This is a genomic window from Hymenobacter latericoloratus (genome assembly GCF_014199535.1).
Classification (GTDB): domain Bacteria; phylum Bacteroidota; class Bacteroidia; order Cytophagales; family Hymenobacteraceae; genus Hymenobacter; species Hymenobacter latericoloratus.
On the sequence record NZ_JACHNV010000002.1, the window covers coordinates 1,039,813 to 1,066,619 of the forward strand.

Sequence of the window (26,807 nt, forward strand, 5' to 3'; positions counted from 1 at the left end):
ATTAAAACATCGCCATCATATTATATCGCCTTTAATTGCCTGACCTTCAAGTTCTTTTTTTCAATGTTAATCTTTCTTTTCATGCTTTCATTCATTGGATTCATTGCACTTTTGATTTTTGGTAAGTTCCTTTGGGATACTTATGTAACTGGTAAAACTAAGCAAGATTGGGATAGATATTCCAGGAATAACCCAGAGTCAGCGGCTAGATTGGAAAGAAACAACCTGTTGGATTTTGCAACTCATAGTGAATCAAACCAAGTACACAGGAATGTTTCTATTAAAGCTTTAGCAGAATATCATCAATGTAGTATAGATAATGTTAAGGATATTTTCATTCAAAGTATAGTTGAGCTTAAAGTGTCAGTTAATGCAGCTCAGAAATATATTAAGACATTGAGGCAGAACACTTATGCAGAATCATCGAAACTTAACTTTGACCCTGCTGATACTCCTTCTGCTATTAAGGCTGAATGGATGAAAGAGTATTTAGATGATAAACTATATACTAAGAGATGGATTAAGAAGGATGATATGTTTGAAGATATTTTTGCTATTAATCCTGAATTCAAACAAGTTTATTGTTCCGAAGATAGAAATATGATTATTGAATTCGGAAATAACAATACCGAATTTATGATGTATATTATAGAGCAGGCCAATAGATTTGCTATGAATGCTCAAAGGTATTTGAATGAAGCCGAAGAAGCTCTAAGTTCTAAAGAATACACATTAGCTACTGACTTAGCTAATAAAGGACTTGACATAGAAGAATCATCTATTATGCCTTATTTGCTTCGGGTAAGAGCATTATGCTACTCTAATAGTAGAGATTACGATTTGGCAATCAAAGACATAGATAATGCTCTGTCCATGCTTACGAATATAAATGCTTCTAAAGATGATATTGAATTGTTTGAAGAAAGTAAAAGGAAAATTAATATAAAAAGTGCGCTTAGCTTGTTTTTTAAGAAGACCTACACAAATAGTATTACAACAAAAGAAGAAGGAGTAGAGGGTGATGATAATGACTATATATAAATAATTGAGAGAGTTCAAATGCTAAACTATGCGTAGGGCTAGAAGATTCGTTTTCTTGCGTAATAAGCTAAAGACACTCTCTCAATTATATAGCTTTAAATTTTATTTTTTAAGTATATATAAACCCTTGAGATTACATCAGAAACAGGCCCCAACTAATCTTTGAGAGTCTGGTACCGGGGAGACTTTTGTGGTTAAACTATCTTTCAGAAGTAGGCAGTTTCTTAAAATATACTCATATTGGTAGAGAAAAAGGCTTCTGCTGAATCTTTCTGTAAAATAGAGGTCATCTATCCACCTAACACTATTGAATTGATTGTAGAGCTTCTTTGAGATTTAAGTAAAAGGAAACCATTGTACCTCTTAATCTTTCTTTTCATGCTCTGTTGTTTGTGTAAGCTACAAAGCCTTATCACTGTTAAATGCAATTTCAGAAACCAACTCGAAAATCACTTCATAGACAGTCGTAAATCAACTTGAAAAGCTAGAATTGATACATAACTGATTCTGATACTCAAAAACCCTCTCCATTAGCTGTAAACAGTCTTTTCTTGTTGCGCTGGCACTTCTCGCCGCAGTACTTTACCTCGTCCCAGCAGGCGCGCCACTTTTTACGATACTCAAACGGGCGCCCGCAGGTAAGGCATATTTTGGTGGGCAAATTGCCCTTAATCAAGCGCTTGGGCAGGGGAGAAGATGGCATGGAAGAGCAGCAGAGGGAAAGCTCTGTAACGGCCCCGCGACGGGGAAGTTCGCGGCGGGCGTCGGCGGGCCGGGCCGGGCCGCGTATCTTTGTCTCCATGCCTACACCTACTGCTACCCCTACCCCTGACCCCATCGGCCAGGCGCTGCTCGCTTATCAGCAAGGCCACCTGAGCGCTACCATAGCCGTGCACAGCTCCGTGGCCGATGAGGAGGTGCTGCCCGCCGCCTACTTTTTCCGCTCCCTCTGGGAAATGCCCGAAATGGAGCGCACGGCGCTGGAGGAATGCCGCGGCCGGGTGCTCGACCTGGGCGCCGGGGCCGGCTGTCACGCGCTGGAGCTGCAGCAGCGCGGATTTGCCGTAAAGGCCGTGGATGCATCCGTGGGGGCCGTACAGGTAATGCAGCAGCGCGGCGTGCAGGAAGTGGCTCACCACGATATTTTCGATGCGGCTCTCACCCAGGGCGAGAAGTTCGATACCATACTGATGCTCATGAACGGCATCGGGCTGGTGGGTACGCTGGAGGGCCTGGAGCGGTTTCTGGCTCACGCCAAGCACCTGCTGGCACCCGGCGGCCAGATTCTGGCTACTTCCTCCGACATCAGCTACCTCTACGAAGATGAGGAAGGGGCCCTGGTGTTTGACCTGAATGGGCCGTATTACGGTGAAGTAGAATACACCATGCAGTACGCCAACGAAACGGGGTCGGCTTTCCACTGGATTTTCACCGATCCGGCCTTGCTGCAGGACTACGCCGAGGCCGCTGGCTACGAGGTAGAATTCCTGGAAGAAGACGACCAGCAGCAGTACCTCGTTCGGCTGACGGTGCGCTAAATCATTGGCAGTTCACTGGAGCTGCCAGCTACCGGGTAGCCGTCCGGCTGAGGTAGCTTACCACATATAATTTCTTTCGTATGTCTGCTGTTTTTGAACGTATGTACACCGTGCGCTGGGCCGATATGGACCCCAATGGCCACATGCGTCACTCGGCCTACGCCGACTATGCCGCCCAGCACCGCATTGAGTATCTCGCTCAGCATGGCTTCACGCTGCAGCGCTTCGCTCAACTCAGCCTTGGGCCCATTCTGTTTCGGGAGGACACCCGCTTTCTGAAGGAGCTGCACCTCAATGAAGTTCTGCGCGTAACCGGGGAGCTCTCGGGCCTGAGCGAAGATGGCTCGCGCTGGAACATCATTCATACCCTGCACAAGGCCGACGGGCGCCCGGCGGCCACGGTGGCGGTAGAGGGCGCCTGGCTCGACCTGCGGGCCCGTAAACTGCTGGTGCCGCCCGCCGAAATAACGGCTCTTATGCAGGAATTGCCCCGGCACGAATCGTACACTGATATCGTTCGGAAGTCCAGCTAGCAGCAGACAGCCGGCGCCGGCCAATGCCTGCCGTAGCGGGCCGGGCTTCGGTGGGCGTCGGCTTACCGTACGGCTTTTGCAATGCGCTCTACCTGCTTTTGGTGATGAAGCACGTGGTCGAGCATGAAATCCAGGGTCTGGTAGATGGTGAGCATGCCCGAGCGCGGATGCTTGAAAATGGCGCGGTCGAGGAGGGTGCCGGGATATTCGTTGAGCAGGCGCTCCAGGCGGCGGCGCACGGCCTCCCACTCGGCTCGCAGCTCCGGCAGCGGCGGTACTTCCGTCGGCGTTAGCTTGGCGAGGTGGGCGGGGGCCTTAAAGCGTGTAAATGGCAGCCGCAGCAGGGCCCGCAGCAGCCACGATTTCAGGGTGGAGCCTACCCCGGCTTTGGCCAGCGCATCGGCTTGCAGCAGCTTTTTCTCCATGTACTGGCCAATCCCCGTTTCGGCAACAACCAAATGCTGCACTACCTGCACCGCCGACCACTGGCCCGGCCCCGGGGCCTGCTGGGCTTTGTTGCCCAGGGCGGCAACCGACTGCAGTAAGCGGGCGGTAGCGTGTTCGAGTTGCTCGAAGCGAAGGTGTAACCGATGATTCATGGGGTAGGGGCAAGCGTAGCGTTGGGCAAAAGGTACATAAATTATGCCCGTCCTGTTTAGCTACTCAACAGCCAGGGGGGCTTTGGTGGCCAGATTTCCGGTCCTTTCCGGGCCCGGCAGCCTCTGTATTCGCCTACACTCCCGGAGCCGCCTAACTCCCCCTGGGCCCGGGCAAATATAGAGGCCGCTCGGATGCCGGGGCGTCAAAAACGCAAAAAGCCCGCGTGCAGCGGGCTTTTTGGTATTACAGACGAGGGCAACCCGGGTTGCCGAGGGGGCGTGACTACCGGTTTACGTAGAGCACTTCTTTTACGGCTTTCACTGTGCGCTCCACGTTGGGTAGGGAGGCTTCAATGAGGGTAGGGGCGTAGGGCAGGGGTACGTCCATGCAGGTGATGCGCAGCACGGGCGCGTCAAGGTAGTCGAAGGCGCGGCGCTGCACCATGTACGCCAGCTCCGAGCTGATGCTGGCCAGCGGCCAGGCTTCTTCCACTACCACCATGCGGTTGGTTTTCTTCACCGATTCTACCAGCGTATCGTAGTCGATAGGACGTACGGAGCGCAGGTCGATTACTTCGGCCTTGATGCCTTCCTTGGCCAGCTCGTCGGCGGCGGCCAGGGCTACCTTCATCATTTTGCCGAAGCTCACGATGGTAACCGACTCGCCTTCGCGCACCACATTGGCCTTACCAATCGGAATCAGGTACTCTTCCTCGGGCACCTCGCCCTTGTCGCCGTACATCAGCTCCGACTCCATGAAAATCACTGGGTCGGCGTCGCGGATAGCCGACTTCAGCAGGCCTTTGGCGTCGTAGGGGGTAGAGGGTACCACCACTTTCAGGCCGGGGGTGTTGGCGTACCAGTTCTCGAAGTTCTGGGAGTGCTGCGAGGACAGCATGCCGGCGTTGCCGGTGGGGCCGCGGAACACAATGGGGCAGGAGTACTGCCCACCCGACATGGAGTAGATTTTGGCGGCCGAGTTAATCACCTGGTCAATGGCTACCAACGAGAAGTTGAAGGTCATGAACTCGATGATGGGTAGCAGGCCATTGGCGGCGGCACCCACCCCGATGCCGGCGAAGCCCAACTCGGCAATGGGCGTGTCAATCACGCGCTCCGGCCCGAATTCGTCGAGCATGCCCTGGCTTACTTTGTAGGCGCCGTTGTACTCGGCTACTTCTTCGCCCATCAGAAACACGCGCGGGTCGCGGCGCATTTCTTCAGACATGGCTTCACGCAGGGCTTCCCGGAATTGGATGGTCCGCATACTTGTCAGGTGCTTGTCAGATCAGAAAGAAAAAGCCGGCTCTAAACCGGCGCGTAAAGCTACGACGAGTAACTGGGACGGACAAACAATGCATCTGCGCAGTATCCACGGTATTACCCGAATAGTGAGTAAGCAAAGCAAAAGCAGCACAGCGCCACCAGTGGCAAAAAAACACGAACAACCCTTACTGCCTTTGATTCTCCTTTGCTCACCCAAAATACTACACCTACACCACCTATAATTACACCAAAGAGAATGGCTGCCGCCGCTATAATATAGCCTGCCAAACTAAGTATGGCGGTTTCGTTGAGTAAGATTGAATTTAGAGTTGTCATTGCCTGAATAGATCTAAACGGTTCAGCCAGTAGTTACCGCAGCGCCTCTAAAAACTGCTTGCCTTTGGCAAAGTCGCGGAACTCCAGGTCTTCCACGGCGCGGTTGGCGTAGGTGCGGCTGAGTTGCACGGCGCGGCGCAGGTGCATGGCCATGGCGGGCTCGTTCTGCTGGCGGGCGGCCACAATGGCCAGGCAGTAGTACAGCAGCGGGTCCTGAGGGCGCAGGGCAATGGCTTCGGCGTAGATGTTGGCCGCCCCCTGGTAGTTACCCTTCAACACGTAGATGAGGGCGCGGTTCATGATGTTCTGGTAGGTTTTGGAGCTGTAGCTGAGGCTGCGCAGGGCGTCGTCGAGCTGGCCTACCTCAATTTCCAGAGCGGCCTTATCGGAGAAAATCTTGCTGAGTACGGCCCGCGGGCCGCCCAGCTTGATGGCGTAGTCGTAGTTCTGCAGGGCTTCCAGCTTGTCACCGGCGCGGTGGTAGGCGCTGCCCACGCGGTAGAACAGCTCGGCGGTGGGGTTGCGGTGGGCGGCCAGGGTGAAGTTCACGGCCGAGCGCCGCAGGTAGGCGCGCTGCACCTTCGGGTTTACTTCTTTTTCGGAGCGCAGCAGCAGCACCACGGCCAGGTTGTGGTAGGCCTGCCAGAGGCCGGTAGTAGCCACCGAGGTTTCGTAGATGCGCTGCTTTTCGGCCAGCAGGGGGGTAAGGGTAGCGGAGTAGCGCAGCTCCTCGGGCGTGAGGGCGTCGGCCTCGGTTTGCTTCTCCACAATCTTTTTGGAGAGCAGATAGATTTCGGAGTCGTAGCGTTTGGGGGCGGTGTAGCGCACGGCAATGGTGCCGAAGCGCATCACCGGGTAAATGTACTGCTCCAGGTAGTCGTAGAAGGTAAGCCGGCGCAGGCTCTGCTCCTTGGTGGCGTAGGATCCGGGTGTATCGTTGATGAGCAGCAGCACCGAATCGACCTGGGCCGGCTTCAGAGCCGACTCCTGCACCTTGTTCAGAAACAAATCCCAGCGGCGGTGGTAGGCCTCCGTCTCGAAGTCGATGTTGCTGACTTTGTTGAGGTAGGAATCCGTATCAACCCGCTTTTTGTAGTAGTTCAGCAGGGCGCGCACCCGTTTATCGGCCAGGCGTGGGTCGTGGCGGTCCAGGGAGTCGGGCGAGTGGCCGGCCACAATCATCACCTTGTCGGTGTGCTGGTTGGCCTCGATGAAATCTTCCAGGGCCGCCACGTTCGTGCCCAGGTAGTTGCGGATTTCGGCCTTGCCGGCATCAAAGAAAAAGGGCATCACCCGGGTGCCGCTCATGTTGTTGCTGGCCGTTTCGGGCAGCAGGGCAATGGTCGTATCCTGGCGCACCACCAAGCGGGAGGTAGTGACGATGCCGCGCGTCAGCCGGATTTCCTTGCCCTTCACCCGCTTGCCGTTGGGCTTGGTTTCGCGGGCATCGGGGAGGGCCAGCAGCTCGCCGGGGCTTTTCTGGGGAGCGTAAGGGAAAGAGAACTGCTTCCGGATGACCAGCTTATTTTTCTGCTCCTCATCGTAGAGGTATTCACCGGAGATAAACGTGAGGCGGCCCACCGTGTCTTCGCGCAGGCCGTTGTTGTAGCGGTAGCTCAGGCCCAGGTTGTAGGCGGCCCCTTTGCGCAAGTGGCTGGCAGATACTTTGGCCGTTACCTCAAACAGCACGTTTTCGCCGTTACTTTCCAGTACCGTGGGCTGCACCGTAATTTCCTGGCCGGCCTGAGCATTCTTCAGCACCTTGGCCAGAGGAGAGCAGGCAGATAGAAAAGACGCGCTGAGCAGGGTACCGGGTACTAGGCGTAACAACGAAATTCTCATGGGCAACAGGCAGGGGTAGCGCGAAATTCAGACAACAAACGGAAAAAGGCAGCCGACAGACGTATCTTGCGGCGAGCTTTCCGCGTAAGTGCTTGACACAGGCTACAAATCATTGTATTTTACATCAGGTTAGCCACTGCCGGCAACTGGAATAGCAGGAGTTATGAAACGACTAACCGACTTTATTGAAAAGCAGAGCTTCGGCGTCTGCGATGCCATCGGCAAGCGGGTGGGTTTCTCAACCAGCAGCGTCCGGTTGTCGTTTGTGTACGCGTCATTTTTCACGTTCGGCTCGCCCATTGTGCTGTACTTTGCCCTGGCCTTCTGGATAAACGTGCGCCGGGCCCTGCGGCGGCAGCGCAGCACTGTCTGGGACCTGTAACCCAGGGCACGCCCCGATTTACTGAACTTAACTCAAAAGCCTACCTCTGCTGGAAGCAGCAGAGGTAGGCTTTTTTTAGCGCAGCAGGTGGTCGGGCAGCTCCGAAAACCGGCGGCGGCCCTGCGCAAAATAGGCCCATACCAAGCTGCCCTGGTACACACCCGCCCGCTCGGCGGCCCGCAGGCGCGGCGGAAACTGCCGGCGCCGGGCGCGCCAGTAGGAAAGCCGCTTCAGGAAATGCCAATGCGCCCGCAGGATGGCCCGAAAATCGGGGGTAGCACCTTGCAGCAGCAGGCGCAGGGCCGCTACCCAGTCCAAGGCTACCCGGCTGATGAGCACGGCCGGCAGCTCGGCGGGGTGGGTGTTTTTGTATACCAGGGCCAGCCCGTTGCGAAAGTTGAGGTAGGTTTTGCGCGGATTCGACTTGTGCAGCGTGCCGCCACCCACGTGAAACACCGTAGTGCCGCCGTGGTACCACACCTCGTAGCCCGCGTTCTGCAGCCGCCAGCACAGGTCAATTTCCTCCATGTGCGCGAAAAAGGTGGATTCCAGCCCGCCTAGCTCGTGCCAGGCGGTAGCGCGCACCAGCAGGCAGGCGCCCGTGGCCCAGGCCACCGGGCGCTGGTCGTCGTACTGGCCGGCATCGGTTTCCAGCGTGTCAAAGAGGCGGCCGCGGCAGAAGGGGTAGCCCAGCTCATCGAGGTAGCCGCCACCAGCGCCGGCGTACTCAAACTGCTGGCGCTCTTCCGGATTCTCGCTGTACTGACGGATTTTGGGCTGGCAGGCGGCAATGCGCGGGTTGCTTTCCAGCAGCTCGCGCTGGGGCCGAAGCCAGCCGGGTGTTACTTCCACATCAGAATTCAGCAGCACGTAGTACGCAAAGCCAAACGTATCAACCCAGTCAAGGCCGCGCTCTTTTGGGGTGCGCTTCTGCTGAAGCTGATTAACCAGTGAACCCTCCCAGCGTACGTCATCCAAGGCCGCGTTGTAGCCTCGGCAAAACCCCAGATTATCGGCTAACTGAATAAGCCGCACCTGCGGAAACTCCTGGGCCAGCAGCGCCACCGAGTCGTCGGAGGAGGCGTTATCGGCCACGAAAATCGTGGCGCCATCAGAGTGCGCTAACACAGAAGGCAGGAACCTTCGGAGAAAGTCCCGGCCATTCCAGTTCAGAATTACTACCGCTACATCGGCACAAGAGGCAGGTGGCGCTGCCACCGAATCAGAGGCCAAAGCCGCCGAGGTCGAGGCCAGGAATGTTGGGGATAAGGCCCGCGGTTTTGGTTTTGATTTCCTCTTTGGCTTTCTCGCCGGCTTCGTCCATCACTTTGTTCACGGCAGCCACCACCAGGTCGGCCAGCATGTCGCGGTCCTGGGGCTGGAGCAGGCTTTCGTCAATTTCCAACTTCAGGAGGCGGCGCTGCCCGTTGGCCGTGGCTTTTACCAGCCCCCCACCCGACTCGGCGGTGGCCGTGAGGTACTGCAGTTGGTCCTGGGCCTGCTTCATCTTGTCCTGAAGCTCTTTCATTTTGCCCATCATGCCCATCATATCAAACATAGGGAGGTCGTGCTAAGTCCGGCGGACCGGACGGGGTGGAACACCAAAAGGTAAGCGGAACGTTGGGTGGTGTTTCCTGCTAGGCCGAGTGGCTACCGTAGCCACTTCTGCTCCGGCGGGAAAGCCCAAACGAACGCCCGGCAATTTACGGCAAACCGCCGGAAGCGGCCAGGTTGAAGCGGGAGCAGGGGGTAGGAAAGCTGTCCATGAGCAGGAGAGGGTGCCCAGCTCGGATAGCCGCGCCCGAACATAAAAAACGGCAACTGCCTGATATATCAGGCAGTTGCCGGGGTAACCTTGCCAATACGGGGCCGGAGCAGGCCCCTAAGCTTGCGCCGCCTCCTGAAGCTCTAGCGCCTCGGGGGCAGCGGCATCAGCAGTTAGCCAGTCGATGCCCTTTTGAAGCCACTGCTGGGTAGCCGCTTCGGGCGAGCCGGGCTGGGGTTGCAGGTTGTAGTGCCACTCGCACTGCGGGGGCAAGCTCATCAGGATGCTTTCGGTGCGGCCGCCCGTTTCCAGCCCGAACTTGGTACCTCGGTCAATGGCCAGGTTGAACTCGGCGTAGCGGCCGCGGCGCACCAGCTGCCACTGCTTCTGGCGGTCGGTGTAGGGGAGGGCCGCGTTCTGGCGCACAATGGTGGAATAAGCGCGCCCGTACACCTCACCCACGGCCCGCACGAAGGCGAACAGCTCGGCAAAGGAACCGTCCTTGCCCACCGTCAGGCGGTCGAAGAATAGGCCCCCAATGCCGCGGGTTTCCTGGCGGTGGGGCAGGAAGAAGTATTCATCGGCCCACTGCTTGAAGCGGGGGTAATAGGTAGCGTCGTGCTGGGCACACATGGCCTCAATTTGCTTGTGAAACCAGCGGGCCTGCGCCACATCCACGTAAATCGGAGTCAAATCCAGTCCGCCCCCAAACCAGGCCTCGCCGTTGGCCGCCTCGAAGTAGCGCACGTTCATGTGCGAAATCGGCACCAAGGGGCTGCGCGGGTGCTGCACCACCGACACGCCGGTGGCGAAGTAGCCAGGGTCGGGCATGAGCAGCTGGCGGGCGGCCTGCTCGCTCATGGTACCCCACACGGCCGAAAAGGCTACCCCGCCTTTTTCCAGCACCCGCCCTTGCTGAATGACGCGGGTGCGGCCGCCGCCCCCGCCTTCGTGGCGCCAGGCGTCCTCGGTAAAGCGGGCCTCGCCCCCATCGGCGGCTTCCAGCTGCTGGCACAGCCAGTCCTGAAACTGGCGCATCCAGTCTTCCACCACTACGCGGTTGGCGGGAACGGGGATAGAAGCAGGTATATTCATCGGAGAAGACATCATAGAAGAAGGAAAAACAAGAAATCAGGCCCAGTGCATGGCCGCGTAATCGGGGAGCAGGCGGCGGGCCGACGGCGGGGCAAGCCGCTCGGCGCACTTCTCACAGCAGGCTTCAGTAGCCGCCGGGCGCTCGGCGGCACGCAGCACCAGCACCGGAATCTGGGTGTGGTAGGCCCGGGTGGTGGTGTAGCACCTGTCGAAATACTGCAGCAGCTGCCCCGCGCTGCCGGGCGCAATGATGAGCAGCTGGGTTTGGGTGCGGGCGCAGAACTCGCTGCCGCCCTCCAAGGGAGCATCGTCTTCCAGCAAATGCGGGGTAATCAGGGACCAGGTCAGCTGGGCGGCGGCCTGATTCAGGGCCTGCTTGAGCTGGCGGCGCTGGGGCCGCTGGGCCGGGGAGTAGAATTGCACCAGGTCCAGGGGAGCCGGGAATGCCTCCCGCAGGGCCGAGAGGCGGGGCAATACGTTCAGCCCGAGGGAGGTAAAATCGGCGGCCAGGGCCAGGCGGTTGGGCAGGGGGCGGCGGCCCGGCGGCACCACCAGCACCGGGCAGCTCACCAGCTCCGTGATGGCGGCGGCGTGGTTGCCGGGGGGCGCCTGCCGGTTGCAGTCAACGTGCTCCAGGCCCATCACCACCAGGTCGGCGGCGCAGCGGGCGGCCTCGGCCCGGGCGTGGTCGTGGAGGCAGCCGGCCAGCACCCGGTAGTGGTAGCGGATGCGGCGCCCGTCCTGGCGGGTAAGCTGCTGGTAGCGCAGGCGCTCCACCAGGCTGCGCAGGCGCTGCTCCTGCTCGGGCAGGTTGGTGGGCGGCTGGCCGGGACCGGCGCCGGGGTGGCAGTAGAGCAGCACGATTTCGGCGGGCCAGCGCACGGCCAGCTTGTTGGCGTAGGCCAGGGTGTACTCGGCGGCAGCCGTGTGGTCAAGAGGGACGAGGATGGTTTTCATGCGCGGGGCTGGGCGTAGAGGGAAGGACTTAGAGGAGAAAATTAGTGGCAGTAGTGCACGCTGCGCGGCGGCTGGGCGTGGGGCGCGGCGGCCGTGGGAGCCGGGCCGAGGCGGGGGCTGAGGTAAGGGATGCCCAGGCCCAGGCCGCGCACGATAAAGAGCACCGCCAGCCCCGTGGCCGCGTAGGGCACGGCCAGGCGCAGGCGCCGCCGCCAGTGCAGCGGTACCAGTTGCCCCGTCAGGGAGAGGCCCAGCATCAGGGGCAGCGTGCCCAGCCCGAAGCAGGCCATGTAGGCGGCCGCGCCCGCTATGCCCGGGGCACTCAGGGCCCCGGCCAGAGCCAGGTACACCAAGCCGCAGGGCAGCAGGCCGTTAAGCAGGCCCGCCCCGTAGAGCGCCCCGCCGGAAGTCTTTTGAAACAGCGTGGCCAGCGTGGTTTTCACCCAGCCCAAAGGCCGCGCGAGGCCGAGCAGGCCAGCCAGGCGGGCCGTGTGGCGCTCGGGTACGGCCACCAGCAGCAGAATCAGGCAGCCCGAAGCGACGGACAGCCCTTGCTGCAGGCCGGCCAGGCGCAGGCTCTGGCCTACCAGGCCGGCCAGGGCGCCCAAGGTAGCGTAGGTGGTAACGCGGCCCAGGTTATAGAGCAGCCGGCCGGCCACGTAGCGCCCCGAAGAAGAGGCTGCTCCGGGCCGGCCGGGCAGGGCCAGGGCAATGGCGCCACACATGCCTACGCAGTGGAAGCTCCCTAGTAACCCAAAAACAAAACCGGCCCAGAACATCAGCGGAAGAAGTGAAGCGTACTTGAATCAGGAGGCAAGTACGGCCGCTGCGGCCGGGCCGGGCATGACGAAAATCAGCCCTAGAGGGTGATATTTCTCTCCACGAAATAGGCTTGCCCATCGGCCGTGAAATCCAGGCGTACGCGCCAGTAGCCGGATTGCATGCGGGCCGTGCTGATCTGCTGCTGAAGGGTTGCGGAAGGTTGCAGGGGTAGGGAAAAATCCAGGTGCTGATCGGAGGGGCGGAACAGATGCACCTGCCCCCGCACCTGCTGCCCGGCCATGGCGGCGGGCAGCCGCAGGGTGAGGCGCCGGGCGGCGGCATCGTGCTCAATTTCCACCGGGGCCGGCAGGGCCGCCGTGCGGGCCACGGTTTCCATGCGCTGCTGATAGGCCAGCTCCTGCTGGTAGTAGTTGGGGCTGACCAGGTCCACGCTGGTGCGCATGGCCTGCTGCACGAGGTAGCCGATAAAGCCGGCAAACAACACGAACGCCGCCACAATGGCGTAGGGCCAGAACGTGCGCTTAGTGGGAGAAGTCATGGTCGTCATCTTATAGTACAGTAAGCCCGGCCTCCGGTCCGACGGGCGGAGCCCGTCCGACCGGTTGGCTTCGTGCTGAGGTTTGGAGTTCGGGAGAGGGTAGGCAATGGCGGTGCGGGCAGCCCGGGTGGCTCTTGGCGGCGCAGACGCGGGATGGCCGCTGCGCGGCCGCAAGTCGGGAGACTTGCCTCACTTCCCGGCGGGCAGACGCCTGGCCTCCGGCCAGAAGTCTGCCGCCAGGGGAACTAGGCGGCGCGGGCGGCGCGGGCGGCGCGGGCGGCAACCGGCCCGGTGGGGGGAGCCCGTCGGACCGGAGCGGGCTACTGCACCGGGCCCAGGAACTTGGTGCTGGTTTCGGCAATCAACTGGTTGCCGCTGTAGAGGCCAATGCGCAGCGGCTGGTTGGTGCGGCGCAGGGCCGTGCGGGGCAGCTCGGCGAAGAATACACCCTCCACAATGCCCTGGGCCGGCAGCTTCAGGCCCTGGCCGCCTACCAGGGAAATTCGGCCCTGGGCCGGCTCCAATACCCGCAGCGTGAGGGGGTAGGGGGCGTTGGTTTTGTTGATGACGGAGATGTTGTAGAGGTTGGTGATGGTGCCGTGGCCCGTTTTCTGGAACAGCTGCCCCGGCGTGCGCAGCACCGTGGCCTGCACGTTGGAGCGCGTGGCCAGCAGGCCCGTCAGCACGGCCAGCAGCACCACCAGCACTCCGGAGTAGGCCTTCACCCGGCCCGTAAGGCGGAAGCGGGTGCCCTCGGCAATGTTGTTCACGGAGGCGTGCCGGATCAGGCCCTGGGGCAGACCGGCCAAATCCATCATGCGGTTGCAGGCATCAATACAGGCCGTGCAGTTCACGCACTCCAGCTGGGTAGCGCCGTTGCGGATGTCGATGCCGGTGGGGCAGACCTGCACGCACTGGTGGCAGTCAATACAGTCGCCGGCGGTGCGTACCTGGTTTTTGCGCAGCTTCTCGCGCCGCTCGCCCCGGCGGTAATCATAGGCCACTACCAGGCTGTCTTTATCCAGCAGCACGCCCTGCAAACGGCCGTAGGGGCAGGCAATGGTGCACACCTGCTCCCGAAACCGGGCAAACACGGCGTAAAACACCCCCGTGAACAAGACCATGGAGCTCAGCCCGCCCAGGTGCTCAGTGGGCGAGTCGGTGATGATGCTGATCAGCTCCTCGGTGCCAATGATGTAGGCCAGGAAGGTGTTGGCAATCAGAAACGAGATGACCAAAAAAAGCGCGTGCTTGGTGGTTTTGCGCCAGATTTTGTTCCAGGTCCAGGCAGCGCGGTCCAGGGCTTTCTGCTGGGGCGCGTCGCCTTCCAGCCAGTATTCAATGCGCCGGAACACCATTTCCAGGAAGATGGTCTGGGGGCAGACCCAGCCGCAGAAAGCCCGCCCGTACACCACCGTAAACAGGATGATGAATACCAGGAACGTGAGCGACACGAGCAGCAGAATAAAGAAATCCTGGGGCCAGAAAATTTGCCCGAAGATGATAAAGCGCCGCGCCGGCAGGTTCAGCATCAGTACCGGCAGGCCATTAATACGTAGCCAGGGGCCCGCAAACAGCAAGGCCAGTAGCCCGTAGCTCAGCCACTTGCGCAGATCGTAGAGCCGCCCGATGGGCTGCTTGGGGTAGAGCCACACCCGGCGGCCTTCCGCATCTACCGTCGCAATGGAGTCGCGGTACGAGTCGTCGGGTTTGAACTGGGTAACGGACATAAGTCTGGGTACTGATGAAGGTAAAGAGGCGGCCCCCGGCCCGGTCCGACGCCGGAGGCGCCTGGCCGGTTAAGGCCTGCTGACGCCCGAACAATCAGGTTCGGGCGTCAACCGGGGGTAGGCGAATGTTTGGGTGGCGCGAGGGGCGCGGGCGGCAACCGGCCGGACGGGCGGAACCCATCGGGCCGGGTGGGGCTAGAGCTTGGCTACGGGCTTGGCCGCGGCTTCCTTTTCGCCCTGGGGCTCTTTGGCGCCGGCGGGTTTGGTGCCCTGCAGGCTCAGGATATAGGAGCTGACCTGCAGAATCTGCTTGCCCGAGAGCTTGCCTTTCCAGGCCACCATGCCCTTGCCCTGCACCCCGAACTTGATGGTTTTATAGACGTGGTTGACCTCGCCGCCGTGCAGCCAGTACTCGTCCGTGAGGTTGGGGCCTACTTTGCCCTCGGCGTTCTGGCCGTGGCAGGCGGCGCAGTTGCTGGCAAACAGGGTTTTGCCGCTGCTGATATCGGCCGCCGAAGCCAGGGCCTCGTAGGTAGTCAGCTTGGTGGGGTCGTCGGCGTCGGGCGAAACGAGCAGGGCGGCCTGCTGCATTTCGGTTTCGTACTCGGCGTGGCTGAGCTGCCCGGCCTGCGCTACGTGGTAGTAGCCCAGGTACCCAAAGGCAAACAGGATGGTTACGTAGAAGCTGTACTTCCACCAGGGCGGCAGGTCGTTGTCGAACTCGTGGATGCCGTCGTAGTCGTGGTCCAGAATTTCGTCGCGCACCTCGCCCCGCACCAAAGTCGGGTCGCCTACCAGCAGGCCCAGCACCTTGCCACTCCAGGAGCGGCGCACCGAGGGCAGCTCGTACACCCGGCGCAGCTGGGGCCGCATCTGGGCCACAATGGCCACGAACAGCACCAGAAACACCAGCAGCACCAGGCCCAGCACGCCCACCAGAAACCAGAACAGCAGCAGCTTGGGCTCGGCGGCCGGGGTGGGGGTAGGGGCCGCCGCGTCGGCGGCCCGGGCCAGGGCCGGGCCCGCGTGTAGCAGCAGGGCTCCGGCTCCGGTCAAAAGGTAGGGTAGGCGTCTCATGCGGCAAGTACCTGCTCGGGGGTGAGGGCCGGGGCGGCCGTAAGAACCGGCGTGGCCGCGGCGGGCTGGGGCTCTGCGGCTACGGCCGTCAGGGAGGTAGCCGCTTCTGCTTCCGCGGGGGCGGCCTGCTCGTCGGATTGGGCGGCGGCCGTGGCCAACGATACGCCCGTCATCAGGCCCATCAGCAGTACCACCACGGCCAGGGCGCCGGCCAGCCAGCTGAGAATATCGGTGGGCTGCGGGCCCGTGGCGGCTGGGGTTTGCGCCGTAGCCAGATAAGAGGTCAGCAGGCCCATAACAGTCAGGAGAGAGGTGCGCTTGGTTAGCATAACACGTCGTGGTTAAGGTGGTACTCTAGGGTTTGGTCGGGGGTAGCTTCTTCGGGGGCGGCGGCCAGGGGCAGCTCACTCATGGCCTGCAGGTGCTGGCGGCTGGTCAGGAGCACGTACACCAGCAAACCCAGAAAGAAGAGGAAGAAAATGGCCAGGGAAATGAGCGGATACAGCTCAATGCCGGCGATGGATTGCAAGACTTTCTTTTCCATGGGGCGTAGGAACGAAGGGCCGGGGGCTACTGCACGGCGGCCGTGGCGGCGGGCTCGGGTTTCACTTTGATGTCGGTGCCCAGGCGCTGGAGGTAGGCAATCAGGGCCACGATTTCCTTGTCGGTTTTCACCTCGATGTCCTCCTTCTTCAGCTCCTGCACAATGCCCTGGGCCTGGCGGCGGGCGTCGTCCACGGCCACTTGGTCGTAGTCCTGGGCGTAGGGGGTGCCCAGGTTGCGCAGGGCCTTGATTTTGGCGGGCAGAATCTTGTAGTCGATGTCTTCCTCAAACAGCCAGGGGTAGGCCGGCATAATCGAGCCCGGCGACATGCTGGTGGGGTCGAGCATGTGGTTGTAGTGCCAGGAGTGCGGGTACTTGCCGCCTACGCGGTGCAAATCGGGGCCGGTGCGCTTGGAGCCCCACAGGAAGGGCCGGTCGTACACAAACTCGCCCGCCTTGCTGTACTCGCCGTAGCGCTCGGTTTCCGAGCGGAAGGGGCGCACCATCTGGGTGTGGCAGTTCGAGCAGCCTTCCTTGATGTAGATGTCGCGGCCCTGCAGCTCCAGGGCCGTGTAGGGCTTCACGGAGGCAATGGTGGGCACGTTGCTGCGCACCAGGAACGTCGGCACCATCTCAATGGCGCCCCCGATGAGGATGGCCACGGTGGCGGCAATGCTCAGCTGCACGGGGCGGCGCTCAATCCAGCGGTGCCAGTGGCCGCCCTGGTGCTCTTCTACCAGCAGGGCCGGTACCAGGGCCGGGGCCTGGGCTTTTTCTTCGGCCAGCAGGGTGCCGGCCTGGGCCGTTTTCACCAGGTTGTACACCATGCAGAACACCCCGCTCAGGTAGAGTACCCCGCCAATGCCGCGCAGGTAGTACATGGGCACAATCTGGAGCACGGTTTCGAGGAAGTTGCTGTACTGCAGCATGCCCTCACCGTTGAACTGCTTCCACATCAGGCCCTGGGTGAAGCCGGCCCAGTACAGGGGCAGGGCGTAGAACAGGATGCCCAGGGTGCCCAGCCAGAAGTGGGTGTTGGCGAGCTTTTTAGAGTGCAGGGGCGTGCGGTAGAGGCGGGGCCACAGCCAGTACAGAATGGCGAAGGTCAGGAAGCCGTTCCAGCCCAGGGCGCCTACGTGGACGTGGGCGACAATCCAGTCGGTGAAGTGGGCAATGGCGTTTACGTTCTTGAGGCTCAGCATCGGCCCCTCGAAGGTGGCCATGCCGTAGGCCGTTACGGCCACCACCATAAACTTGAGTACGGGCTCCTCGCGCACCTTGTCCCAGGCCCCGCGCAGGGTCAGCAGGCCGTTGATCATGCCGCCCCAGCTGGGCGCAATCAGCATGACGGAGAAGGCCACGCCCAGGCTCTGGGCCCAGTCGGGCAGGGCGGTGTAGAGCAAGTGGTGGGGTCCGGCCCAGATGTAAATGAAAATCAGGGACCAGAAGTGGATGATGCTCAGGCGGTAGGAGTACACGGGGCGCTCGGCGGCCTTGGGCAGGAAGTAGTACATCATGCCCAGGTAGGGCGTGGTCAGGAAGAAGGCCACCGCGTTGTGGCCGTACCACCACTGCACCAGGGCATCCTGCACGCCGGCGTACATAGAGTAGCTTTTCAGGAAGCTCACCGGCAGGGCCATCGAGTTGACGATGTGCAGCACAGCCACGGTCAGGAAGGTGGCAATGTAGAACCAGATGCCCACGTACAGGTGCCGCTCGCGGCGGCGGGCAATGGTCCCGAACATGTTCCAGCCGAACACCACCCACACCAGCGTAATGGCAATGTCAATGGGCCACTCCAGCTCGGCGTATTCCTTGGAGGTGGTAATGCCCAGGGGCAGGGTAGCCACCGCCGAAACGATGATGAGCTGCCAGCCCCAGAAGTGGATTTTACTTAGGATGCTGGAAAACATCCGGGCCTTGCACAGGCGCTGCAGGGAGTAGTACACACCCATGAAAATGCCGTTGCCCACGAAGGCGAAAATCACGGCGTTGGTGTGCAGGGGCCGGATGCGGCCGAAGGTGGTGTAGGCCGTGCCCAGGTTTACCTCGGGCCGGGCCAGCTGGAAAGCGGCCAGAATGCCCACCAGCATCCCAATAATGCCCCACACTACCGTGGCAATGCCAAAGTCGCGGACAATTTTGTTATCGTAGAAAAAGGTATCAACCGCCCGCGGGGGAGTGTGGGGGCGGGCCGGCGACTGGGGCGCCGCAACCGGCGGTAGGGCTTCGACTTGCATAGCCTGTTGGAGTGAGTGATTTAGTACTCCAAAGGTCCTGCAAGGTCACTGCGGAAAGGATGACGAAAGTCAGGTGCGGGGGTTGATTGATGTCAGGTAGGTAGGCGGTGGGGCCGCCGCAAAAGCGCGCAGCTCCCGCCTCACGTATCGGTGCCCGATGGTTGCTGCTGTGGCACGGCCGCCTGCAACATGCATGGGGTAACAATACGTGAGGCGGGAGCCCTGCACTACAAGCCAGCGGTTTACTCAGGATCTTCGTCCTCAAACAGCATGCGCACCGAGGGCGTGTAGTCGTCTTCGTACTGGCCCGAGCGCACGGCCCAGAAAAAGCCGCCCAGAAAGAGCAAGGCCACCACCAGGCTGATACCGATAAGCAGAAAAATAATGTTCATGAGCGGGAGCGGGTTAGAGGCGGCACCGGTGGGCGGCATAGCGCACCAGCAGGGTAGCAACTACCATCACGCTCAGGGAGCTGATGGGCATCAGGATGGCCGACACGATGGGGGTGAACTTGCCCTGCACGGCCAGGCCCAGCCCAATGCCGTTGTAGCAGAACGAGAGCACAAACGTGCCCAGCACCACTTGCAGGCAATCCTGCGAAAACTTCAGAAACGTGCTGAGCTGGCCGAAGCTGCCGGCGTCCAGAATGGCGTCGCAGGCGGGGGAGAAGTTGGTGAGCGTATCGGTGAGGGCAATGCCGGCGTCGGCCTGCTGCAGGGCCCCGGCGTCGTTCAGCCCGTCGCCGACCATGATGACAGTGCGGCCCTGCTGCCGGAGCCGGGCAATGTAGTCGAGCTTTTGCTGGGGCGACTGGCGGAAGTGCAGCTCGGCCTGGGGCCCGAATAACTCCCGCAGGCGGTCTTGCTCCGTGTCGTTGTCGCCGGAAAGCACGGCCAGGCGGTAGTGCCGGCTCAGCTCGGCCAGCACCGGGCGCAGCTCCGCGCGGTACACGTTGCGCAGCAGGTAGCAGCCTTGCGCCCCCGCCACGCGCACATACACCCGGGACTGCAGCCCATCGGTGGTAGCGGCTGACTCCGTGGTGGGTGCTTCAGGGGCCGGGGCGGAACCTTCCATCCCCACAAACGCCGCCGACCCGACCCGCACTTCTAGTCCGGCCACGGTGCCCGTCAGGCCCTGGCCGGGCACTTCGCGGAAGCTCTCTACCGGCCCCAGGGCCGGGGGTAGCTCGGCGGCCAGGCGCTGGCTCAGGGGGTGGGTTGACTGCCCTACCACGGCGGCCAGGGCCTGCTGCTGGTGCGGGCTCAGGGCCGGACCGCGGTATTCTACTGCCGAGCGTTTTACGTCCGTCAGGGTACCGGTTTTGTCGAACACGATGGTATCGGCGCGGCCCAGGGTTTCCACTACCCCCGAGTTTTTGAGGTAGAGCTGGCGGCGGCCCAGCGCCCGCAGGGCGGCGCCCAGGGCAAAGGGCGTGGCCAGTGAGAGGGCGCACGGGCAGGCAATAACCAGCACCGAGGTAAAGGCCCGCAGGGCCATATCGGGCTGGCCCTGCAACTGCCAGTAGGCCACCGCGCCCAGGGCCAGCACCAGGGTCACGGCCACGAAATAGCGGCCGACGCGGTTGGCGTAGGTTTCCAGGGTAGCCTTTTCTTCCTTCTGGAAGGCGGGGTTGTTCCAGAGCTGGGTGAGGTAGCCCTGCGACACCTCGCGCACCACTTCCAGCTCCAGGGCCTCGCCGGTTTGCCGGCCGCCGGCGTACACCACCTCGCCCGAGGTGCGCGCCACCGGCACACTTTCGCCCGTCACGAAGCTGTAGTCAATCTGCCCCTGGCCCCGCAGCAGCACCGCGTCGGCCGGAATTATTTCCTGGTGGCGCACCCGAATCCGCTGGCCCGCCCGCAGCTCCCGCACCGGCACCGACTGCTCCTGCCCGCCCGGCCCGAGCAGGGTAACGGCCACGGGAAAGTAAGAGGTGAAGTCCCGGTCGAAGCGCAGGGCGTCGTAGGTGCGCTGCTGCACCCACTTGCCAATCAGCATGAAAAATACCAGGCCCGTAAACGAATCGAGGTAGCCGGGGCCGCGCCCGGTGGCAATGTCGTAGAGGCTGGTCAGGAACAGGGCCGTCAGGCCCAGGCTGATGGGAAAATCGAGGTTGATGTAGCGCTGACGCAGCCCCTGCCAGGCCGAGCGGTAAAAGTCCCGGGCACTCACCAGCAGCACCGGCACGCTCAGCAGCAAACTCAGCCACCCGAAAAACCGCCCGAACGAAGCCTGCAGCTGCTCCGTGAAGGAAAAGTAGTCGGGGAAGGCCATCAGCATCACGTTACCAAAGGCAAAGGCGGCCAGGCCCAACTGGTAAGTGAGCGTGCGGCCCGCGTGGTGGGGTTGGGCGCCCAGCTCGGCCAGGGTAATCTGGGGTTCGTAGCCCACGGAGGCCAGTAGTTTTACTACCTCTTTGAGGGTAGTGGCCGTGGGGTTGTAGCTGACGGTAAGTTCTTTGCGTAGGAAATTAACCCGCGAGGCCGTGATGCCGGGGTTGAGCTTGAACAGGTTTTCCAGGAGCCAGATGCAGGAGGCGCAGTGCATCTGCGGAATACTCAGGGTGAGGCGGTTGAGCGCCTCCGACCGAAACGCCAGCAGCTGGCTTTGCACCGATTCCACGTCGAGGTAGTCGAAGCGGCCGGGCAGCTCCACGTTCTTTACTTTCTGACCGGGTTTGTCGTCGAGGCGGTAGTAGGTGCAGAGGTTGCTTTGGTCGAGTAGCTCGTACACGGCCTGGCAGCCCTGACAGCAGAAGCGCAGCTCGGGCCGGGCCGCCAGCCGAATGGGCTGGTCGGGGCAGGCGTCGCCACAGTGGGAGCAGGCCACGCGAATGGGGGTAGGAGCGGGGGCAAGAGTCGGCACAGGTTCAGAGAGCTGATGTAAACCCAAAGCTCTTCCGGTTCGCGCGCCCGTTCCCTGACGAAAATCAGCCCGCTCGTTGATTTATCTCAGCGTATCCCTACCCCCAGCCGCCAGCCCGAACCCCCATCTTTGGGGTAGTGTTCTGGTCGGCAGAACTGTCTTTACCGAAATGTTTACTATGTTTCACTCCCGTGCTACGGCTTCCTTGCTGCTGGTGCTGGCCCTGTTTGTGTGGGCCGGCATGGTGGCCGGCATCTCCTTTCTGGAAGCGCCGCTCAAATTTACCGCGCCTCGCATCACCATCCCGCTCGGACTGGGCATTGGCCGCATTGTGTTTGCGGCCCTCAACAAGGTAGAGCTGGGGCTGGCGGCAGTGGCCGTGGCGAGTGGCATCTACCTGCGGGTACCCACGCGCATGGGCGGGACGCTTGGAGTAGTCGTAACTATCCTGGCCCTGCAAACCCTGTGGCTGCTGCCGGCCCTCGATGTGCGGGCCCTGGCGCTCCTAGCCGGCCACCCGGCCCCGCCCAGCTCCCTGCACACGGTGTACATCGGGCTGGAAGTAGTAAAGCTGCTGACCCTGCTGCTGACCGGCTGCTGGGTGCACCGCTGGGCCCTACGGGCAGCCCACCAGCAACCCCGCCCCACCACGGCTCAGGCTGTCTGATCTTCCGTATTTTCCCTACCCCTTACGCCTCCCTCTATGCCCGATATTGCTTCGGAAGCAGACATCCGCCTGCTGGTGGATACTTTCTATGAGCAGGTAAACCACGACCCGCTGCTGGCGCCCGTGTTCAACGAAGTGGCCCATGTGCAGTGGCCGCGTCACCTGCCCATCATGTACGATTTCTGGAGCAGCATCCTGCTGGGCACCGGGCGCTACCATGGCCGGCCCTTCCCCAAGCACCTGCCCCTTCCCATTGATGCCACGCACTTTCAGCGCTGGCTGGAGCTGTTCGAGGCCACCGTGGACATGCTCTTCGCCGGCCCGAAGGCGGAAGAAGCCAAGGTGCGCGCCCTCAACATTGCCACCATGTTCGAGTACCGGCTGCGCCAGCGTGGGCCGCTGTCCGTGCTGTAGTTTTCCGGCTGCCTTTCGCGGGAAGGCCCGCTTCTATCCCAGAGATGGAAGCGGGCCTTCCCATGAAATCAGGAGGTAGTACCGGCCCCTGACACGGTGCTCTGCCAGGGTTAGCGGTAAATCAGAATGCGGGCGTCGTCGAGGCAGTGCAGGGAGTGGGGCGCGCCGCTGGCAATAAGCACGTAGTCGCCGGCGGTTACTTCCACGGGCGTACTTTCCTGGGTGATGAGCAGGCGCCCCGCCAGCACCACCACCAGCACCTCTGCGCTGGCGTGGTGGGTAGGCATTATCTCGCCGGCCGCAAAGGTTTTGTAGATGATTTTCTGACCGGCCTTGTCGAGCAAGACCAGGGCTTTCTGGGGGCCGGCGGGCGCGTGCTGGCCGTTCAGCAGGCTGCCGGTTTTCAGGGAGGGGAACATGAGCAGTAGCGGCTGAGCCGAACGGTGACTTCCGTTCCGGCTTGCCGGCCCGAAGTACGGCCCTGCGTTTCTCATCTACCATGACAAAACTCACCCCCGACCGGCCCGTCGGACCGGGGTAAGCCAGCTGGTTACCAGTTCGGCTGGCGCAGCTTCTGGGGCTGCAGCACCCGGATTCCTTTGGGCGTCAGCTCCACCAGGCCATCCTGCTTGAACTCACTCAGCGTCCGGATCAAGGACTCGGGGGCGGTGCCAACTACGGCGGCCATGTCGTCGCGGGAGAGCTGGATGAGGGTTTCCGGGGTAGCGCCGGCTTCCTGGTGCATGCGCAGGAGCGTATCGGCTACCCGGCGGCGCAGGGAGTTGTAGGCCATGCCCACCAGCTGCTGCTCCCGCTCGCTCACGCGGCCGGCCAGCAGCCGGATAAACTGCTGCCCCACGGCGGGGTTGCGGTGCACGAGCTGGGTGAAATCCTCGCGCGGGATGTAGAGCAGGGTCGCGTCGTCCAGAACCACGGCCGTGTCGTCGTGCGGGGTTTGCTGCAGCAGGGGGAGGTAGCCGAAAAACTCGCCGGGGCCGTACACGCCCGTAATCAGCTCCTTGCCGCCGGCGGTGCGGCGCACGGTTTTTACCCTCCCCTCCTGCACGAAGTAAAGCCGCGTAGGCTCGTCGCCCTCCACGTACACTTCCTGCTTTTTGCGCAGGGCATGGGGCCGCCGGTCGGCCACCAGGTCCGTGAGCTTACCCACGGCGGCGGCATCGTCCAGAAACTCGGTCAGGACGCCGGGCTGCTGCAGGTCATACTCGGGCCGGAGGTGGCGGAAGCGGTTGAGGCGGCCCGTAATGGCACTTAGCAGCTCGGTTTCGTCGAAGGGCTTGGTCAGGTAGTCGTCGGCGCCCAGCTCCATGCCCCGGCGCTGGTCGGTGCGCTCGGTTTTGGCCGTCAGGAAGATGAACGGCACGCCCGCGAGCTGGGGGTTCTGGTTGAAAATCTGCAGCACGCCGTAGCCATCCAGTACGGGCATCATAATGTCGCAAATTACCAGATCGGGGCGCTGGGCCAGGGCCTGTTCCACGCCCACTTTGCCGTTTTCGGCCGTCAGCACCGCGTAGCCGGCCAGCTCCAGCAGCTCGGCCGTATTTTCCCGAATCAGGTCGTTATCTTCAATCAGCAGAATGGTCTTCATAGGGGAATGGTAACAGTGACGGTGGTGCCGACGCCCACCTCGCTTTCCAGGGCAATGGTGCCGCCCATCAGCTCCAGGTACTTGGCAATAATGTAGAGGCCCAGGCCGGTGCCGGGCACGTTGGCCACGTTGCGGGCCCGGAAAAACCGCTCAAACAAATGCTGCTGGTCTTCCGGGGAGATGCCCACGCCCTGGTCCCGCACCTGAATCAGCACCTGGTGGGGGCGGCACTCGGCGCGCACCCGCACCTCGGAGCCCTCGCCCGAGTATTTCAGGGCGTTAGAAAGCAGGTTGACCAGAATTTTACGCAGCAGGGAAGGGTCCAGCCACACGGAGTTGGCACATTCCAGCTCGGGCACAATGGTTTGGCCGGCTTTGCGCAGGCCCTGCAGGTCGGCAATGGTTTCGTGGAGCAGGGCCGGCAAATCGAGCTGCACGGGCCGGGCCTCAATGCGGCCTTCCTCAATGCGGCCCACCGACAGAAACTCCTCCAGAATGTCGTTGAGGTGGTTCACGGAGGCCCGGATGCGCTGCAGGTGCTTCACGCGCTTGTCCTGCTGGTCGGCGCCGGGGTACTTTTCAATCAGGGCCGTGGAGGTCAGCACGGCCGTGAGCGGGGTCCGGAACTCGTGGGAAGCCATGCTCACGAAGCGCGACTTCAGCTCGCCCAACTCCTGCTCGGCCCGCAGGGCCTGGCCGAGCTCCTCGGTGCGCTTTTCCAGCTGGGCCAGCGTGGTCAGCAGGGCGTGGGTGCGGTCGGTTACTTTCTGCTCCAGCTCGGCGTTGAGGCGCTCCACGCGCTGGCGCTGGGCAATCAGCTCGCGCTCGGCTTCTTTCTTGAAGGTGATGTCGATGACGTAGGAAACCACAAACAGCTCGTCTTCGAGGTGAAAGTAGCTCAGGCTGACTTCCACCGGAAACACCGAGCCGTCGCGGCGGCGGGCCTGCAGGTCGCGGTTGTGACCCATGGCCCGCACCTGGGGGTTGGCGTTGAAGGAGGCCCGCAGCTGCTCGTGGCGGTGGCTCACGGCTTCGGGCACCAGCACATCAATGCGCTGGCCCAGCAGCGTGCCGGTGGGGTAGTCGAACAGCTCCTGGGCTTTCTCGTTGGCCAGTACGATGTCGCCCTGCCGGTTGCACACAATAATGCCGATGGTGGCATGGGCAAACACGGCCTCGAAGCGGCCCACGCTCTGGCTCAGGCGGCGCTCGGTGGCCCGCAGGCGGTCGGTGTCGGTAATCCGAACCAGAAGATGGGGCCGGTCCTCCAGGCGGAGGCTGTGCAGCTCCAGGCTGGCCCAGAACGTGCCGCCATCCTGCCGCCGCAGCTCTACCTCCAGCTCCTGGTAGCCGCTTCTCAGCACTTTTTCGCGCAGCTGGTCCCACTCCGGGGGCATGAGCTGCCGGGAGCGGAGGCTACGGGCCGGATCGGCGTACAGGGCGGCGGCCGAGGGGTAGCCCAGCAGCTGGTAGCCAGCCGGATTTACCTGGGTAAACCAGCCCAGCTCCAGATCATAAACGCCAATAAAGTCTTTGGCCTGCGCGAAAAGAATATCAGTGAGCGAGCCGGGAGACAAGGATAGGGGCATAGGCGAAAGACACCACAAAGAGAAGACAACGGGGCAACTTCCGCAAAGAACGGCAGATGATCAATATCAGTTGGCGGGGCTGATGCCTGTCATGCCGCAGGCCGGGGCCGGCCGGTAGTTTTGGGCTAGGATCAATTACTCTGCTCGCCATGTCCGGTCTTCTGCCTCTTTCCGCCACCGACCCACCCATTGCGGCCATGCTGCTGGTGATGGTGCCGCCGCTTGCCCGCCGGGGTGGGGCCCCTGCTCAGTTCTTCTCGGCCGCCGACCAGGCTGCCCTGCAGCGGCAACTGGGCGCGGCCGTGCAGGTCCTCACCATCGACGAAGCCAACTACCCCGCCGTGGTGCGCAGCTTCGCCCCCCTGCAGCTGCCGGCCTACGTGCTGGTGCACGAGGGCCGGGAACTGTGGCGGCAGCAGGGCCTGCCCCACGCCGATGAGGTAGTGCCCCTGGTGCTGGCCAAGGTAGCCCCCGACTGGGTTAAGTCGGCTGGGTAAGCCACTGTTCCCATCCGGCCCGTGGCCCCGGCCCGGGGCTGGCTTTTTCGCGTTTTCTTCTTCCATTGTTTAGCGCAGCTCATGGCAACCTCCCTGCTTCTGCTCACTGATTTCTTTCAGGCCGCCGGTCGGGCCCTGGCTTACGCCACCAACCTGGCCGAGCCCCTGCAGGCGCGCCTGGTACTGCTGCATGTGCGCCGCGACTCCGTGCTGGACCCCGAAATGTTCAGCGGGCAGCTTTCCAACCTCAGCCGCGAAGCCATTGCCCTGGCCTTGCAGAGCGTGACGCGGCAGCTGCGGGTGCCAGTGGTGGCCGAGGTAGGGCACGGGCGGGTGGCCTTCGCCGTGGCCGATGCCATCAGCCGCCATCAGCCGGCCCTGGTGGTGCTCGGGCGCCCCGACTACAGTGCCACCCCCGACGCGCTGGTGCAGACCACTTCCCTGGATATTCTGCGGGCCTCACCCTACCCCATGCTGGTGGTGCCCCATCACGTGGAAAGCAGCAGCCCGCCCCGGCGCCTGCTGCTGGCCCTCGACGGAGAGGCCTTCGACCTGGGGCAGCACGCCGGCCCGGTGGGCGAGCTGCTGGCGGCTCTGCAAGCCCAGATAACCGTGGTACACGTGCGTGATGCCGAAGGAGCCGCGCCCGGTCCGGAAGCCGCCCTGCTAGCCAGCCTGGGGCCCGATCTGCCGGTAACTGATATTCGGGTGGTGAGCGGGGTCGATCCGGCCGAGGGCATCCTGCGGGCCGCCCGCCCCGCCGAATACGATGCGGTGGTGCTGATTGCCCGGCGGCGCAGCTTCCTGGGTAATCTGTTCCACCGCAGCGTCACGGCCCGGGTGCTGCTCCACAGCGAGGTTCCGGTGCTGGTGCTGCCTGCCCAATAGCCCGCGTACGAGCCA

The 26,807-nt window shown here is 61.8% G+C and carries 28 protein-coding genes; 8 read left to right on the forward strand and 20 right to left on the reverse strand.

What is annotated here, in order from left to right; genetic code table 11:
* Positions 1 to 81 precede the first annotated feature (81 nt).
* A complete protein-coding gene (locus GGU46_RS09990) occupies positions 82 to 1,041 on the forward strand; it encodes a hypothetical protein (RefSeq protein ID WP_183403368.1) in 960 nt (319 codons plus the stop codon).
* Positions 1,042 to 1,555: 514 nt separating this feature from the next.
* Here the strand turns inward: GGU46_RS09990 and GGU46_RS22445 are convergent.
* The gene (locus tag GGU46_RS22445) at positions 1,556 to 1,879 is read right to left on the reverse strand and encodes a DUF2256 domain-containing protein (RefSeq protein WP_317171894.1); all 324 of its coding nucleotides are present in this window, start codon (positions 1,877 to 1,879) and stop codon (positions 1,556 to 1,558) included.
* Between GGU46_RS22445 and GGU46_RS10000 the strand changes: the two genes are divergently transcribed.
* On the forward strand, positions 1,842 to 2,579 hold the full coding sequence (locus GGU46_RS10000; protein WP_183403370.1) for a class I SAM-dependent methyltransferase: 738 nt from the start codon (positions 1,842 to 1,844) through the stop codon (positions 2,577 to 2,579). The genes GGU46_RS22445 and GGU46_RS10000 overlap by 38 nt on opposite strands.
* A gap of 80 nt (positions 2,580 to 2,659) precedes the next feature.
* A complete protein-coding gene (locus tag GGU46_RS10005) occupies positions 2,660 to 3,112 on the forward strand; it encodes an acyl-CoA thioesterase (RefSeq protein WP_246398816.1) in 453 nt (150 codons plus the stop codon).
* A gap of 62 nt (positions 3,113 to 3,174) precedes the next feature.
* On the opposite strand, the gene GGU46_RS10010 is transcribed toward GGU46_RS10005, so the two are convergent.
* From GGU46_RS10010 to GGU46_RS10020, 3 genes are all read right to left on the reverse strand, one after another.
* Positions 3,175 to 3,711, reverse strand: coding sequence for a DinB family protein (locus tag GGU46_RS10010; RefSeq protein ID WP_183403371.1), 537 nt, complete (start codon positions 3,709 to 3,711; stop codon positions 3,175 to 3,177).
* Positions 3,712 to 3,994: 283 nt separating this feature from the next.
* A complete protein-coding gene (locus tag GGU46_RS10015) occupies positions 3,995 to 4,978 on the reverse strand; it encodes a pyruvate dehydrogenase complex E1 component subunit beta (RefSeq protein WP_183403372.1) in 984 nt (327 codons plus the stop codon).
* Positions 4,979 to 5,346: 368 nt separating this feature from the next.
* Positions 5,347 to 7,074, reverse strand: coding sequence for a tetratricopeptide repeat protein (locus GGU46_RS10020; RefSeq protein ID WP_215906302.1), 1,728 nt, complete (start codon positions 7,072 to 7,074; stop codon positions 5,347 to 5,349).
* 244 nt (positions 7,075 to 7,318) lie between these two features.
* Between GGU46_RS10020 and GGU46_RS10025 the strand changes: the two genes are divergently transcribed.
* Positions 7,319 to 7,537: a PspC domain-containing protein gene (locus tag GGU46_RS10025; RefSeq protein ID WP_139922866.1), complete on the forward strand. Its 219-nt coding sequence runs from the start codon at positions 7,319 to 7,321 to the stop codon at positions 7,535 to 7,537.
* A gap of 75 nt (positions 7,538 to 7,612) precedes the next feature.
* Here GGU46_RS10025 and GGU46_RS10030 read toward each other — a convergent pair whose 3' ends face one another.
* The 13 genes from GGU46_RS10030 to GGU46_RS10090 form a co-directional block, all read right to left on the reverse strand.
* The gene (locus GGU46_RS10030) at positions 7,613 to 8,755 is read right to left on the reverse strand and encodes a glycosyltransferase family 2 protein (protein WP_183403507.1); all 1,143 of its coding nucleotides are present in this window, start codon (positions 8,753 to 8,755) and stop codon (positions 7,613 to 7,615) included.
* A 4-nt stretch (positions 8,756 to 8,759) separates the two neighbouring features.
* Positions 8,760 to 9,095, reverse strand: coding sequence for a YbaB/EbfC family nucleoid-associated protein (locus GGU46_RS10035; RefSeq protein WP_183403374.1), 336 nt, complete (start codon positions 9,093 to 9,095; stop codon positions 8,760 to 8,762).
* A gap of 324 nt (positions 9,096 to 9,419) precedes the next feature.
* The gene (gene hemF / locus GGU46_RS10040; RefSeq protein WP_246417628.1) at positions 9,420 to 10,412 is read right to left on the reverse strand and encodes an oxygen-dependent coproporphyrinogen oxidase; all 993 of its coding nucleotides are present in this window, start codon (positions 10,410 to 10,412) and stop codon (positions 9,420 to 9,422) included.
* 21 nt (positions 10,413 to 10,433) lie between these two features.
* Complete coding sequence (locus GGU46_RS22305; RefSeq protein ID WP_183403376.1) at positions 10,434 to 11,354, reverse strand: universal stress protein; 921 nt, start codon at positions 11,352 to 11,354, stop codon at positions 10,434 to 10,436.
* Between the two features lie 41 nt (positions 11,355 to 11,395).
* Complete coding sequence (locus GGU46_RS10050; RefSeq protein ID WP_183403377.1) at positions 11,396 to 12,133, reverse strand: sulfite exporter TauE/SafE family protein; 738 nt, start codon at positions 12,131 to 12,133, stop codon at positions 11,396 to 11,398.
* A gap of 80 nt (positions 12,134 to 12,213) precedes the next feature.
* Complete coding sequence (locus GGU46_RS10055) at positions 12,214 to 12,684, reverse strand: FixH family protein (RefSeq protein ID WP_215906304.1); 471 nt, start codon at positions 12,682 to 12,684, stop codon at positions 12,214 to 12,216.
* A gap of 311 nt (positions 12,685 to 12,995) precedes the next feature.
* Positions 12,996 to 14,405, reverse strand: a complete 1,410-nt coding sequence (gene ccoG / locus GGU46_RS10060; protein ID WP_183403379.1) for a cytochrome c oxidase accessory protein CcoG — start codon at positions 14,403 to 14,405, stop codon at positions 12,996 to 12,998.
* A gap of 195 nt (positions 14,406 to 14,600) precedes the next feature.
* A complete protein-coding gene (locus GGU46_RS10065; RefSeq protein ID WP_183403380.1) occupies positions 14,601 to 15,482 on the reverse strand; it encodes a cbb3-type cytochrome c oxidase N-terminal domain-containing protein in 882 nt (293 codons plus the stop codon).
* Positions 15,479 to 15,811 carry a hypothetical protein gene (locus GGU46_RS10070; RefSeq protein WP_183403381.1) on the reverse strand — a complete coding sequence of 111 codons (333 nt, stop codon included), beginning with the start codon at positions 15,809 to 15,811 and terminating at the stop codon, positions 15,479 to 15,481. Before GGU46_RS10070 ends, GGU46_RS10065 begins: the two co-directional genes overlap by 4 nt.
* On the reverse strand, positions 15,805 to 16,026 hold the full coding sequence (locus tag GGU46_RS10075) for a hypothetical protein (protein ID WP_183403513.1): 222 nt from the start codon (positions 16,024 to 16,026) through the stop codon (positions 15,805 to 15,807). Before GGU46_RS10075 ends, GGU46_RS10070 begins: the two co-directional genes overlap by 7 nt.
* 26 nt (positions 16,027 to 16,052) lie before the next feature.
* Entirely contained in the window at positions 16,053 to 18,266 is a 2,214-nt protein-coding gene (gene ccoN, locus GGU46_RS10080) for a cytochrome-c oxidase, cbb3-type subunit I (protein WP_183403382.1), read from the reverse strand.
* Between the two features lie 242 nt (positions 18,267 to 18,508).
* Positions 18,509 to 18,658, reverse strand: coding sequence for a cbb3-type cytochrome oxidase assembly protein CcoS (gene ccoS, locus GGU46_RS10085; protein WP_183403383.1), 150 nt, complete (start codon positions 18,656 to 18,658; stop codon positions 18,509 to 18,511).
* Between the two features lie 13 nt (positions 18,659 to 18,671).
* Positions 18,672 to 21,131 (reverse strand): heavy metal translocating P-type ATPase metal-binding domain-containing protein, encoded by a 2,460-nt coding sequence (locus tag GGU46_RS10090; protein WP_183403384.1) that lies wholly within the window; start codon positions 21,129 to 21,131, stop codon positions 18,672 to 18,674.
* A 178-nt stretch (positions 21,132 to 21,309) separates the two neighbouring features.
* On the opposite strand from GGU46_RS10090, the gene GGU46_RS10095 reads away from it, so the two are divergent.
* Both GGU46_RS10095 and GGU46_RS10100 read left to right on the forward strand, forming a co-directional pair.
* Entirely contained in the window at positions 21,310 to 21,798 is a 489-nt protein-coding gene (locus GGU46_RS10095; protein WP_215906306.1) for a hypothetical protein, read from the forward strand.
* A 36-nt stretch (positions 21,799 to 21,834) separates the two neighbouring features.
* Positions 21,835 to 22,212 (forward strand): group III truncated hemoglobin, encoded by a 378-nt coding sequence (locus tag GGU46_RS10100; protein WP_183403385.1) that lies wholly within the window; start codon positions 21,835 to 21,837, stop codon positions 22,210 to 22,212.
* Between the two features lie 110 nt (positions 22,213 to 22,322).
* Here GGU46_RS10100 and GGU46_RS10105 read toward each other — a convergent pair whose 3' ends face one another.
* The 3 genes from GGU46_RS10105 to GGU46_RS10115 form a co-directional block, all read right to left on the reverse strand.
* A complete protein-coding gene (locus GGU46_RS10105) occupies positions 22,323 to 22,631 on the reverse strand; it encodes a cupin domain-containing protein (protein WP_183403386.1) in 309 nt (102 codons plus the stop codon).
* Positions 22,632 to 22,762: 131 nt separating this feature from the next.
* Positions 22,763 to 23,818 (reverse strand): response regulator, encoded by a 1,056-nt coding sequence (locus tag GGU46_RS10110; RefSeq protein ID WP_183403387.1) that lies wholly within the window; start codon positions 23,816 to 23,818, stop codon positions 22,763 to 22,765.
* Entirely contained in the window at positions 23,815 to 25,407 is a 1,593-nt protein-coding gene (locus GGU46_RS10115; protein ID WP_183403388.1) for a sensor histidine kinase, read from the reverse strand. The genes GGU46_RS10110 and GGU46_RS10115 overlap by 4 nt, the downstream gene beginning before the upstream one ends.
* Before the next feature lie 149 nt (positions 25,408 to 25,556).
* On the opposite strand from GGU46_RS10115, the gene GGU46_RS10120 reads away from it, so the two are divergent.
* Positions 25,557 to 25,904 carry a hypothetical protein gene (locus GGU46_RS10120; RefSeq protein WP_183403389.1) on the forward strand — a complete coding sequence of 116 codons (348 nt, stop codon included), beginning with the start codon at positions 25,557 to 25,559 and terminating at the stop codon, positions 25,902 to 25,904.
* An 81-nt stretch (positions 25,905 to 25,985) separates the two neighbouring features.
* Positions 25,986 to 26,792, forward strand: coding sequence for a universal stress protein (locus GGU46_RS10125; RefSeq protein WP_183403390.1), 807 nt, complete (start codon positions 25,986 to 25,988; stop codon positions 26,790 to 26,792).
* Positions 26,793 to 26,807: the final 15 nt, after the last annotated feature.